This is a genomic window from Pseudomonas sp. NFX98 (assembly GCF_047784845.1).
In the GTDB taxonomy this organism is placed as follows: Bacteria; Pseudomonadota; Gammaproteobacteria; order Pseudomonadales; family Pseudomonadaceae; genus Aquipseudomonas.
On record NZ_JBLNNF010000013.1, the window covers coordinates 117,693 to 128,906 of the forward strand.

Consider the following 11,214-nt stretch of genomic DNA (forward strand, 5'->3'; position numbering starts at 1 on the left):
AGGCGCCAACCGCCTTTCACTTCTCGAATTCAGGAATTTTCTGATCCATGGGCAAATCGCTGGTCATTGTGGAATCCCCGGCTAAGGCCAAGACCATCAACAAGTATTTGGGCAACGAATACGTGGTGAAGTCGAGTATCGGCCATATCCGAGACCTGCCCACCAGCGGTTCGGCTAGCGCCAGCAAAGAGCCAGCCGCCAAGCGTGGCAAGGCTGCTGCGGGCGAAGCGCCGGCCTTGTCGCCTAAAGAAAAGGCGCGCAAGCAGCTGGTCGCGCGCATGGGGGTCGATCCGGATCATGGCTGGAAAGCCAAGTACGAGATCCTCCCGGGCAAGGAAAAGGTCATCGAAGAGCTGCGCCGGCTCGCCAAAGATGCTGACACCATCTATCTCGCAACCGACTTGGACCGCGAGGGGGAAGCCATTGCCTGGCACCTGCGCGAAGCCATCGGTGGTGACGACACCCGCTACAAGCGCGTGGTGTTCAACGAAATCACCAAGAAGGCGATTCAGGAAGCCTTCTCCAAACCAGGCGAGCTCGATATCGATCGCGTCAACGCCCAGCAGGCGCGTCGTTTCCTCGACCGCGTGGTGGGTTACATGGTTTCGCCGCTGCTGTGGGCCAAGATCGCTCGCGGTCTGTCCGCCGGCCGTGTGCAATCGGTTGCCGTGAAGCTGGTGGTCGAGCGCGAGCGTGAAATCCGTGCGTTCATCCCCGAAGAGTACTGGGAAGTTCACGCCGACCTCGGCACCGCCAAAGGCGCGACCGTGCGTTTCGACGTGGCCCGCGAGAAGGGCGAAGCCTTCAAACCGCTCAACGAAGCCCAGGCCATGGCCGCGCTGGAGAAGCTCAAGGCTTCCAGCTACAGCATCGTCAAGCGTGAAGACAAACCGACCAGCAGCAAGCCGTCGGCACCGTTCATCACTTCCACCCTGCAACAGGCCGCGAGCAACCGCCTGGGCTTCGGTGTGAAGAAAACCATGATGATGGCCCAGCGTCTGTACGAAGCCGGCTACATCACTTACATGCGTACCGACTCGACCAACCTTTCGGTTGATGCCGTGGCGATGGCGCGTACTTATATTGAAGGCGAGTTCGGCAAGAAGTACCTGCCGGAAACCCCGAACGTCTACAGCAGCAAGGAAGGCGCACAAGAGGCTCACGAAGCGATTCGTCCTTCCGACGCCAACACCGAGCCAAGCAAGCTGTCGGGCATGGAGCGTGACGCAGAGCGGCTCTACGAGCTGATCTGGCGCCAGTTCCTCGCTTGCCAGATGTTGCCGGCGCAGTACCTGTCGACCATCGTCACTGTCGGTGCGGGCGATTTCGAGTTGCGTGCCAAGGGCCGTATTCTCAAATTCGACGGTTACACCCGTGTCATGCCGCAAATCGCCAAGCCAGGCGATGACGATGTACTGCCGGACATGGCCCAGGGCGACGCGATGAAGCTGATCAAGCTTGATCCGACCCAGCATTTCACCAAGCCGCCGGCGCGTTACTCGGAAGCCAGTCTGGTAAAAGAAATGGAAAAACGCGGCATCGGTCGTCCTTCGACCTACGCGGCAATCATTTCGACCATCCAGGACCGTGGCTACGTGGCGCTGCACAACCGTCGTTTCTATTCGGAAAAGATGGGCGACATCGTCACCGAGCGTCTGTCCGAAAGCTTCTCCAACCTGATGGACTACGGCTTCACCGCCGGCATGGAAGAACATCTCGATGACGTGGCCCAGGGCGAGCGCGACTGGAAAAACGTGCTCGACGAATTCTACGGCGACTTCAAGAAGAAGCTCGAAGTAGCTGAAAGTCCGGAAAGTGGCATGCGTGCCAACCAGCCGGTAATGACCGACATTCCGTGCACCACTTGCGGCCGTCCGATGCAGATTCGTACAGCATCGACCGGCGTGTTCCTCGGTTGCTCCGGCTACAGCCTGCCACCGAAAGAACGCTGCAAGGCGACCGTCAACCTCGTACCAGGCGACGAAATCGCCGCGGACGACGAGGGCGAGTCGGAATCGCTGGTATTGCGTGGCAAGCATCGCTGCCCGATCTGCAGCACGGCGATGGATGCCTACCTGCTCGATGAGAAGCGCAAGTTGCACATCTGCGGTAACAACCCGGATTGCGATGGCTACGAAATCGAAGAGGGCACCTATCGCATCAAAGGCTACGAAGGTCCGAGCCTGGAGTGCGACAAGTGCGGCAGCGAAATGCAGCTCAAGACCGGCCGTTTCGGCAAGTTCTTCGGTTGCACCAATCCCACCTGCAAGAACACCCGCAAACTGCTGAAGAGCGGTGATGCGGCGCCGCCGAAGATGGACCCGGTGAAGATGCCTGAGCTGAAATGCGAAAAGGTCAACGACACCTACATCCTGCGCGATGGTGCTTCCGGCCTGTTCCTGGCGGCCAGCCAGTTCCCGAAAAACCGCGAGACCCGTGCGCCGCTGGTCATGGAAATCATCCCGCACAAGGATGAGATCGATCCGAAGTATCACTTCCTCTGTGAAGCACCGAAGAAAGATCCGGACGGCCTCCCGGCTGTGATCCGTTACAGCCGCAAGACCAAAGAGCAGTACGTGCAGACCGAAGTCGACGGCAAGCCGACTGGCTGGAAAGCGTATTACGACGGCGGCAAGTGGACCGTTGAAGACAAGCGTCCAGCTGCGAAGGCTTAAAGCGTCGCGGTAACTGAAAAGGCCGCATGACAACCCTTGGGGTTTTCATGCGGCCTTTTTGATGCTCCTGTAAAAAGGAGGGCTTGCGATCAGATCGGGTGATCCACGACACTGTCCGACCTGTGTGAAGCAATTATTTCGCTGTGGAGGCTGCCGTCATGGCCCACGAACTCTATACCCGTACCAACCAGAAGATTTATTTCGCCGGCCTGTCGCTGGAAGCGCTCGCCAAGGCTGAAGAGGGGCGGGCGATGAATTCCCTGGCGCTGATTCAGGCTAACCGCGAATCGGCGTTGTTTCACCTGTACGGCGCGCTGCTGGGGCTGTGTCACGAAATCGCCGGTTTCTATCGTTTGCCTCAAGCCAATGCGCCCCGGGCTGAATCTCTGCTGACGCGCGAAGTGCTGGACAGCATCGCCATTCCTGAAATGGCCGAGATGGTTGAACTCGCCAACAATCCGGAAACCTGGCTGGCCAAGCTGCTAGCGGCTAATGCTGCGCTGTTTCAGCCACCGAGGGCGCCGCGCAAGCCTAAAGGTGACGTGACACAGCCGCTGATCGTGGCGGTAAATCTGGACGAAGAAGAGGCGCCCAAAGAGCTGAGTCGTGAGGAACTGGAGAGTTGGCGTCAGAACCTCAAAAGCCTGGCGATCCGCTTTCGCGAAGGCTTGAACGAGTGCTGAAATAGGGAATGTTTTAACGGATGGCCTACAAGGCTGTCTGTTCAGGGAAGAGTGTTGTCAGAAATTTCTCTTCGTGATGGCATCTGGTCAAGATCCCGAGCGAAGCCTGGCTGATGCCTATATAATCCCCGCCTTTCGTGGAGAACAAACCTTTATGCCAACGTCCTTTCTAGAAATTGTCGAGTTGCCAGACGGCCGTATCGAGCTGCGTAGGGCTGAGGACGAGGGTTCTCTGGTTACTTTGGATTTCTCCGAGGACGCCAAAGCATTCCTGCAAGGTCAGCATGTCGAAGTCGCCAAAGCGATGTTGAGTGTCGGCGTTCAGATGGCCGGACGCTTGGTTGAAGGTGAATTTGAGAAGGAAGAGGGTTCACGGGTTCTTCATTGATACCCGTCCGTCGAATTTATCCACTACCGCTCCAGATCGGCTTCTCTATCCTTTGAGAAGCCCTGCGTTGTTCAACGCGCACCCTTAACCCAATCGAATATTCAGGCTTTGTGCGTCCCCGGTCCGGGCGGCGCTGACTAGCTGTTGCCGCGAAGTAGTGCTCAGCGGATTGAGCCAGCTGACGACCGTGTGACTGCGACCTAGACGAAGGGCTTCGCAGGTCAATTGCTGGGCACTCTGGGTTCCGCGTGGTTGCAGTATCAGAATGCGTTCGCGATTGAGGCCTGCATCCCGTAACCAGGTCTGCGTCAGGCTGGCAGGTGGGGCGATTAGTGTCAGCCAGCGCGCGTCTTGATCGTCGCTCAATTCCCGGAGGATTGGAGCCAGAAGGTTCAGGCAGTTCCCGGCTGCACCACGCAGAGACAATTCACTGAAAACCTCGGGTTCGGCGCTCCAGGGCGACTCGACCACTTCCTTCAGAATCGGCGCCATCGGCTGCGCCAGGAATGCCTCGAACAGCAGTGGCAGTTGGGCTTGCTGTGATGTGTGTGGGAACTGCATAAAGCCTCCTTTAGCGGCGAATCACGCCAACGCTCAAGCCTTCGATCACCAGTTCCTGATCTTTAAGGTTTACTTCGATAGGGGCGAAATCCGGATTTTCGGCAATTAGCCAGACCTTGCTGCCGTCACGCTTGAAACGCTTGACGGTCACTTCGTCGCCGATCCGCGCCACCACGATCTGGCCATTGCGGGCCTCGCGGGTGGTATGGACGGCCAGCAGGTCACCGTCGAAAATACCCACGTCCTTCATGCTCATGCCGTGCACTCGCAGCAGATAATCGGCGCGTGGATGGAAGAAGGCAGGATTGATGTTGCAGGATTCTTCAACGTGTTGCTGGGCCAGGATCGGCGCGCCGGCCGCCACTCGACCAATGATCGGCAGGCTGGACTCATCGGCCTTGGCTTCGAAGCCCGGGATGCGAATTCCGCGAGACGCGCCCGGGGTCATTTCGATCGCGCCCTTGCGGGCCAGTGCCTTGAGATGTTCTTCCGCCGCGTTGGGCGATTTGAAACCCAGTTCCTGAGCGATTTCCGCACGGGTCGGCGGGTAGCCGTTGTCTTCCAGGCAGCGTTTGATGAAGGCAAGAATCTCGGCTTGGCGTGGCGTCAGCTTTAGCATATTGATCGCTCTGTTTTTTTATACAGTGACTGGGATTATATACAGTGAAACGGTCTTGGCAATGCCCCTTTTTTTGCCGGCCGCCAGACGGTCGATCAGCCTGCTGATTGAAGCTTTGCGGTTGTATGGTTAAATGTCTGACTGACCATTCCCAAAACGAACTGCCAGGCTTGACAAGGCACAGGCTGAAACGTATGTTTCAAACAAGTGTTTGTCAGGCGGAGTAGCCATGGCCCAGTCGGAAACCGTTGAACGCATTCTTGATGCTGCCGAGCAGTTGTTCGCGGAAAAAGGTTTCGCTGAAACCTCATTGCGTTTGATCACCAGCAAGGCCGGTGTCAATCTGGCGGCGGTGAACTATCACTTCGGTTCGAAGAAGGCGCTGATCCAGGCGGTTTTCTCACGATTCCTCGGGCCATTCTGCATCAGCCTCGATAAAGAGCTGGAGCGGCGGCAGGCCAAGCCCGAAATCAAGCCCTCGCTTGAAGAACTGCTGGAGATCCTCGTCGAGCAGGCCCTGGTGGTTCAGCCGCGTAGTGGCAACGATTTGTCTATCTTCATGCGGTTGCTGGGGCTGGCCTTCAGTCAGAGCCAGGGGCATTTGCGTCGTTATCTGGAAGACATGTACGGCAAGGTATTTCGCCGCTACATGATGCTGGTCAACGAAGCCGCGCCGCGTATTCCTCCCATCGAATTGTTCTGGCGCGTGCACTTCATGCTCGGTGCGGCGGCGTTCAGCATGTCCGGCATCAAGGCGCTGCGTGCGATTGCCGAGACTGACTTCGGGGTAAATACCTCCATCGAGCAGGTCATGCGTCTGATGGTGCCGTTCCTCGCGGCCGGCATGCGTGCAGAGTCCGGTGTCACCGACACGGCCATGGCTGCCGCGCAGTTGCGTCCACGTAGCAAATCGACACCGGTTGCCGCCAAGGTTTGACCGCGCACGGGTGGGCGCGGCAGCTTACATCCGCTAAGCTAGCCGCCCATGCCGACTCTCGTTTTTAATCCGCTCCCAATTTTTATCGCCGACCTGCCGGGCACAGCCCTTGGCGGCGTATCGGCGCGAGCCGGATTTATCGTTATCAAGGAATCTCTATGACTTCTGGCCTGCAAGGCTCGTTGATGGTGGACGTCGCCGGTACCTGGCTGACGGCCGAAGATCGCCAATTGTTGCGTCAGCCCGAAGTGGGCGGCCTGATCATTTTCGCTCGCAACATCGAACACCCGCGTCAGGTCCGCGAGTTGAGCGCATCGATTCGCGCCATTCGCCCCGATCTGCTGTTGGCGGTGGACCAGGAAGGCGGGCGGGTTCAGCGTCTGCGTCAGGGTTTTGTCCGGTTGCCGGCCATGCGTGCGATTGCCGATAACCCAAATGCCGAATATCTGGCTGAGCAGTGTGGCTGGATCATGGCCACCGAGGTGTTGGCCGTTGGCCTGGATTTGAGCTTCGCGCCGGTCCTTGATCTCGATTACCAGCGCAGCGCCGTGGTTGGCACCCGTTCGTTCGAAGGCGATCCTGAGCGTGCAGCGCTACTCGCGGGTGCATTCATTCGCGGCATGAACAATGCCGGTATGGCCGCTACCGGCAAGCATTTCCCCGGTCACGGTTGGGCGGAGGCGGACTCCCACGTGGCGATCCCGAACGACGAGCGCAGCCTCGACGAGATCCGCGCCAACGACCTGGTGCCGTTCGCCAAACTCAGCAAACAATTAGCCGCCGTCATGCCGGCTCACGTTATCTACCCGCAAGTCGATTCCCAGCCCGCCGGTTTCTCTCGGCGCTGGTTGCAGGACATCCTGCGTGGCGAGTTGCAGTTCGACGGGGTGATTTTCAGCGACGACTTGTCCATGGCCGGCGCCCATGTGGTCGGCGATGCCGCCAGCCGAATTGAAGCGGCCTTGACCGCCGGTTGTGACATGGGGCTGGTGTGTAATGATCGCGCAGCTGCCGAGCTCGCCTTGAGCGCCGCCCAGCGCCTGAAGGTCAAGCCGTCCGAGCGAATCGCGCGGATGCGCAGTCAGTCGTTCGCATCCACTGAATACCGTCAGGACCCGCGCTGGCTGGCAGCCGTCGGCGCGCTCAAAGAAGCTCAATTGATTGATTAAGGACTGTTCGTTATGACGGTTTACGCGATTATCGGTGGTACCGGCCTGACTCAGCTCGAAGGTCTGAGCATTCGTCAGTCATTGGCGGTCGACACCCCTTACGGCGCGCCTTCGGCCGACGTGCAGATCGGCGAGTACGCCGGCAAGGAAGTACTGTTCCTCGCGCGCCACGGTCACCCGCACCGCTTTCCGCCGCATCAGGTGAATTACCGCGCCAACCTCTGGGCGCTGAAACAGGCCGGCGCTGAAGCCATTCTCGCGGTCAACGCCGTGGGTGGTATTCATGCGGCGATGGGCACCGGGCATTTCTGCGTGCCGCATCAGTTGATCGACTACACCAGCGGTCGTCAGCACACCTATTTCGCCGATGACCTGGAGCAGGTCACGCACATCGATTTCAGCTATCCGTACAGCGAGCCGCTGCGTCAGCAATTGATTGCGGCACTGGCGGCTGAAAGCGTTGGTTACAGCAGTCATGGCGTGTATGCCTGCACCCAGGGCCCGCGCCTGGAAACCGTGGCCGAGATCGCGCGTCTGGAGCGTGACGGTTGCGACATCGTCGGCATGACCGGAATGCCGGAAGCGGCATTGGCCCGTGAGCTGGAACTGGATTACGCCTGTCTGGCGCTGGTGGTGAACCCGGCGGCGGGCAAGTCGACGGCAGTGATTACCATGGCCGAGATCGAGCAGGCGCTGCATGACGGGATGGGCAAGGTGAAGTCGACGTTGGCGCGGGTGCTCAAGGGCTGAGTCAGGCTACATCAACGAGTTGGCCCTATCGCTGGCAAGCCAGCTCCCACAGGTCTTGAGTCGATCACCGAATTCGTGATCAATACCGAACCTGTGGGAGCGTGGCTTGCCCGCGATGCGATCTGTCTGGCTACACACATCTCAGCGCTTCTCCAACTTATCCGGCAACGGCGCAAACAACGCCTCGATATCATCATTCTGCAATTTCCAGTCCCCAGCCTGACGCCCATCCAGCACGCCCGCCGCAAGGTCGGATTTCTCTTTCTGCAAATGCTGAATCTTCTCTTCCACCGTGCCACGCGCAATCAGTTTGTAGACGAACACCGGCTTCTCTTGGCCAATGCGATACGCGCGGTCGGTCGCCTGGTTCTCCGTCGCCGGGTTCCACCACGGGTCGTAATGAATCACGGTGTCTGCTTCCGTCAGGTTCAGGCCGACGCCACCGGCCTTCAAGCTGATGAGGAAAATCTGACGCTTGCCGCTCTGGAAATCCTTCACGGGTGTACGGCGATCGCGGGTCTGTCCGGTCAGCAGTGCATAGGCCACACCGCGTTTTTTCAGTTCGTCCTCGATCAATGACAGCATCGAAGTGAATTGCGAGAACAGCAGGATGCGTCGGCCTTCTTCGAACAACTCTTCGAGCATTTCCATCAGGCTGTCGAGCTTGCCCGAGGTGCTGCCGCGAGCCGGCAGTGCGGCATCGTTTACCAGGCGCAAATCGCAGCACACCTGACGCAGTTTCAGCAGCGCTTCAAGAATGATGATCTGGCTGCGAGCCACGCCTTTGCGGGTGATCTCGTCGCGGACTTTCTTGTCCATGGCCAGGCGCATGGTTTCGTACACGTCACGCTGGGCTTCGTTGAGCTCGACCCAATGGATGATTTCGGTTTTCGGCGGCAGCTCGGTTGCCACCTGTTCCTTGGTCCGGCGCAGCAGGAACGGTTTGATCCGACCGTTTAGGTGCTGAAGTCTTACTTCGCTGGTGCGCTTTTCAATCGGCACGCGGTAATCGCGGTTGAAGCTTTTCACATCGCCGAGCCATCCCGGCAGCAGAAAGTGAAACAGCGACCACAACTCACCCAAGTGGTTTTCCAAAGGCGTGCCGCTCAGGCACAAGCGCTGGCGGGCATTCAACTCACGGGCGGCCTGCGCGGCCTTGCTGTTCGGATTCTTGATGTACTGCGCTTCGTCCAGCACCAGAACGTGCAACGGCTGCGCCGCCAGGCGTTCGACATCCTTGGGCAGCAACGCATAAGTAGTCAGGATCAGGTCGTAATCCGCCAGGTTATCGAAATGCTTTTTGCGGCTCGCGCCGTACAACGCCAATACCTTGAGCTGCGGCGCGAAGTGCGCCGCCTCATCGAGCCAGTTGGGGATCAGACTGGTCGGCATTACCACCATGCACGGGCGGTCGAGGCGACCGGCGATTTTCTCGGTGAGCACATGCGCCAGGGTTTGCAACGTTTTGCCCAGGCCCATGTCATCCGCGAGAATCCCGCCAACCTCCAGTTGCCGCAGTGACTGCATCCAGCTCAAACCTTCAAGCTGATACGGGCGCAACGTTGCGTTCAGGCCTTCCGGTGCGACGGCGGTGTAGTCCTTGATGTCGCGCAGGCGTTGGGCAAAGGTGCGGATCTGTTCTCCACCCTCCCAAAGCAGCGGTAAGTCTTCCAGCGGGTTCAGGCGCGTGGCGTCGGCCTTGCTCAAGCGCAGTGCGGTTTCGCCGGGCCCCTGAAGATAGAAATCGCCGAGTGTCACCAGTACCGGCTTCAAACGGCCGAAGGGCAGGGCGACTTGCAAGGGGCCGTACTCGGAGTTCGGGCGGTTGGGAATGTTGACCAGAATCAGCTCGTCATCGCGACGTCGGGCCAGGCGCTCCGGGTTGAGAATTTCGGTGTGCGAGCGCATCAGGTTCAGCAGGATGGGCAGAAGGCTGAGCCGCTCACCGTTGACGATGATCCCCAGTTCCAGGTCGAACCAGTCACGTTCCGGCGCCTGTTCAACCGTGGCGTACCAGTCGTCCACCGCCGTCAGGTCGAAACCGAAATCCTCGTTGATCTGCAATTCCCAGCCCTGGGTGCGCAGCTTCGGCAATTCATTGAGGGTGAAGGTCAGCCAAGCACTGTCATTGACCATCTCGAACAGTTCGCCAGCGCTTTCCGGCAAGGCTTTGCTTTGGCGGGTGGCGATCTTGAAACCGAGAATCCGCAGTTGTTCCCGGTAGGACTGTTCCACTTCCGGATGCCGCTTTATGCGTAACGTCTGTGTTTCCTGTCGGATCAGGATGTCGGTGTTTTTCTGTCCGGAAACGTACTCGTCCAGATAACTGAAGGACAGCGCCGCTCGATGCTGGATGTAACGCTGCATCCGCCCGTTGCGCGGTTCGAAAGCACTGAATTCAATGCTCGCCAGCCACAGGCGCGGTACCGGTTGCACATTGTCTACCAGCACTTGTGGCGGAGCCTTTGGGCTACGGTTTTCCAATACGGCCTGGAGTTTTTCCAGCAGCTCGGCGTCTTTGGCGGCAGCGGGGTAGTCGAGGGTTTCCTGCACTTGCAGCAATACCGCCGCGCAATGTTTGCAGTTGCTGTGGACGGGGCAGGAGCACGTGGCATCGACCATCAGCAAAGTGTCTTTGGCTGACTCGCGCAAGCGAATGGTCTGACGGTAAACGTTACCGCCAGATCCCTCGCAAGCAGCAATGATCGTAGCGTCGCCGGCTTCGACGATCCTGACGCGGTTTTCCAGTGCGTAGCGACGGCCACGCTCCAGGCTCTGTTCCTTGAATCGGCTGACCCAGGAAGGTGCCAGGGGTTTGCTCAGGGTCGCGGACATGGAGGCTTCGATCAGTCTGGGACCACTTCAGGGGCTTCCCGGGGAGCGGGCGCCGTCAATGAAGTGATCTTGATCAGCAGGCCGAGATGGCCGGCGTCGAGGAAATTCAGCTGACCGTTTTTGGTATGGCTTTCCTGTTTCAGGCGTTCGCTGGCGGTCACGAGGCCATCAGAGTTGAACTGGTTGACCCAGAAGTCGGCGTCAACATCGGTGAAGCGCCCCAGTTTGACACTGAGGGTGCCTTCAATCGGAAACTGGCCGAACTGTTCCTTGCCGTCGCTGATCGCGACTTTGGTGGCTTCCTCGCCAAGGTTTTGTTGCCAGGCCTTGTGCAGCAATACGGTGTAGTCGTTGCTGGCGGTGAGCTTTTCCACTTCAGGGTTCAGGCTTGGCGTGCGAAAGCTGTCAGGGTTGATGCGTTGGGCACCGGCATCCCAGTCTTCCGGCGCTGCGCGGCTGTCAATCGCCGGCACGGCATTCTGCCGCACCAGAATCATTTCAATCTGATACAGGTCATCGGCAAACGCCGTGGGTGCGACCAGCGCTGTGATTAACGTTGTCAGCAAGGTCAGTGAGCGAAACAGGCGCATGCGGCGT

Annotated in this window: 10 protein-coding genes; 6 read left to right on the forward strand and 4 right to left on the reverse strand. The window is 58.9% G+C overall.

Going from position 1 to position 11,214, the window contains the following annotated elements; all coding sequences use genetic code 11:
- The first annotated feature begins 47 nt into the window (after positions 1 to 47).
- The 3 genes from topA to ACM110_RS18475 all read left to right on the forward strand — a co-directional run bounded on the left by topA (position 48) and on the right by ACM110_RS18475 (position 3,746).
- A complete protein-coding gene (gene topA, locus ACM110_RS18465; protein WP_416128893.1) occupies positions 48 to 2,675 on the forward strand; it encodes a type I DNA topoisomerase in 2,628 nt (875 codons plus the stop codon).
- Positions 2,676 to 2,833: 158 nt separating this feature from the next.
- Complete coding sequence (locus ACM110_RS18470; protein ID WP_416128894.1) at positions 2,834 to 3,358, forward strand: DUF6586 family protein; 525 nt, start codon at positions 2,834 to 2,836, stop codon at positions 3,356 to 3,358.
- Between the two features lie 154 nt (positions 3,359 to 3,512).
- The gene (locus tag ACM110_RS18475) at positions 3,513 to 3,746 is read left to right on the forward strand and encodes a hypothetical protein (protein ID WP_223442005.1); all 234 of its coding nucleotides are present in this window, start codon (positions 3,513 to 3,515) and stop codon (positions 3,744 to 3,746) included.
- Positions 3,747 to 3,830: 84 nt separating this feature from the next.
- Here ACM110_RS18475 and sulA read toward each other — a convergent pair whose 3' ends face one another.
- Positions 3,831 to 4,307, reverse strand: a complete 477-nt coding sequence (gene sulA, locus ACM110_RS18480; RefSeq protein WP_416128895.1) for an SOS-induced cell division inhibitor SulA — start codon at positions 4,305 to 4,307, stop codon at positions 3,831 to 3,833.
- 10 nt (positions 4,308 to 4,317) lie between these two features.
- Positions 4,318 to 4,926, reverse strand: coding sequence for a transcriptional repressor LexA (lexA, locus tag ACM110_RS18485; protein WP_416128896.1), 609 nt, complete (start codon positions 4,924 to 4,926; stop codon positions 4,318 to 4,320).
- A gap of 229 nt (positions 4,927 to 5,155) precedes the next feature.
- Between lexA and ACM110_RS18490 the strand changes: the two genes are divergently transcribed.
- The 3 genes from ACM110_RS18490 (at position 5,156) to ACM110_RS18500 (ending at position 7,782) form a co-directional block, all read left to right on the forward strand.
- Positions 5,156 to 5,863 carry a TetR/AcrR family transcriptional regulator gene (locus ACM110_RS18490; RefSeq protein ID WP_416128897.1) on the forward strand — a complete coding sequence of 236 codons (708 nt, stop codon included), beginning with the start codon at positions 5,156 to 5,158 and terminating at the stop codon, positions 5,861 to 5,863.
- A 158-nt stretch (positions 5,864 to 6,021) separates the two neighbouring features.
- Positions 6,022 to 7,032, forward strand: a complete 1,011-nt coding sequence (gene nagZ / locus ACM110_RS18495) for a beta-N-acetylhexosaminidase (RefSeq protein WP_416128898.1) — start codon at positions 6,022 to 6,024, stop codon at positions 7,030 to 7,032.
- A 12-nt stretch (positions 7,033 to 7,044) separates the two neighbouring features.
- Positions 7,045 to 7,782 (forward strand): S-methyl-5'-thioinosine phosphorylase, encoded by a 738-nt coding sequence (locus tag ACM110_RS18500; protein WP_416128899.1) that lies wholly within the window; start codon positions 7,045 to 7,047, stop codon positions 7,780 to 7,782.
- A gap of 141 nt (positions 7,783 to 7,923) precedes the next feature.
- Here ACM110_RS18500 and ACM110_RS18505 read toward each other — a convergent pair whose 3' ends face one another.
- Both ACM110_RS18505 and ACM110_RS18510 read right to left on the reverse strand, forming a co-directional pair.
- The gene (locus ACM110_RS18505) at positions 7,924 to 10,617 is read right to left on the reverse strand and encodes an SNF2-related protein (RefSeq protein WP_416128900.1); all 2,694 of its coding nucleotides are present in this window, start codon (positions 10,615 to 10,617) and stop codon (positions 7,924 to 7,926) included.
- Between the two features lie 11 nt (positions 10,618 to 10,628).
- Positions 10,629 to 11,207: a CsiV family protein gene (locus ACM110_RS18510; protein ID WP_338585643.1), complete on the reverse strand. Its 579-nt coding sequence runs from the start codon at positions 11,205 to 11,207 to the stop codon at positions 10,629 to 10,631.
- Between the last annotated feature and the right edge of the window lie 7 nt (positions 11,208 to 11,214).

What these genes read in the sequence shown, in the direction of transcription:
- topA (WP_416128893.1), top strand. Translation starts at nt 48, where the DNA reads ATGGGCAAATCGCTGGTCATTGTGGAATCCCCGGCTAAGGCCAAGACC.
- ACM110_RS18470 (WP_416128894.1), top strand. Translation starts at nt 2,834, where the DNA reads ATGGCCCACGAACTCTATACCCGTACCAACCAGAAGATTTATTTCGCC.
- ACM110_RS18475 (WP_223442005.1), top strand. Translation starts at nt 3,513, where the DNA reads ATGCCAACGTCCTTTCTAGAAATTGTCGAGTTGCCAGACGGCCGTATC.
- sulA (WP_416128895.1), bottom strand. Translation starts at nt 4,307, where the DNA reads ATGCAGTTCCCACACACATCACAGCAAGCCCAACTGCCACTGCTGTTC.
- lexA (WP_416128896.1), bottom strand. Translation starts at nt 4,926, where the DNA reads ATGCTAAAGCTGACGCCACGCCAAGCCGAGATTCTTGCCTTCATCAAA.
- ACM110_RS18490 (WP_416128897.1), top strand. Translation starts at nt 5,156, where the DNA reads ATGGCCCAGTCGGAAACCGTTGAACGCATTCTTGATGCTGCCGAGCAG.
- nagZ (WP_416128898.1), top strand. Translation starts at nt 6,022, where the DNA reads ATGACTTCTGGCCTGCAAGGCTCGTTGATGGTGGACGTCGCCGGTACC.
- ACM110_RS18500 (WP_416128899.1), top strand. Translation starts at nt 7,045, where the DNA reads ATGACGGTTTACGCGATTATCGGTGGTACCGGCCTGACTCAGCTCGAA.
- ACM110_RS18505 (WP_416128900.1), bottom strand. Translation starts at nt 10,617, where the DNA reads ATGTCCGCGACCCTGAGCAAACCCCTGGCACCTTCCTGGGTCAGCCGA.
- ACM110_RS18510 (WP_338585643.1), bottom strand. Translation starts at nt 11,207, where the DNA reads ATGCGCCTGTTTCGCTCACTGACCTTGCTGACAACGTTAATCACAGCG.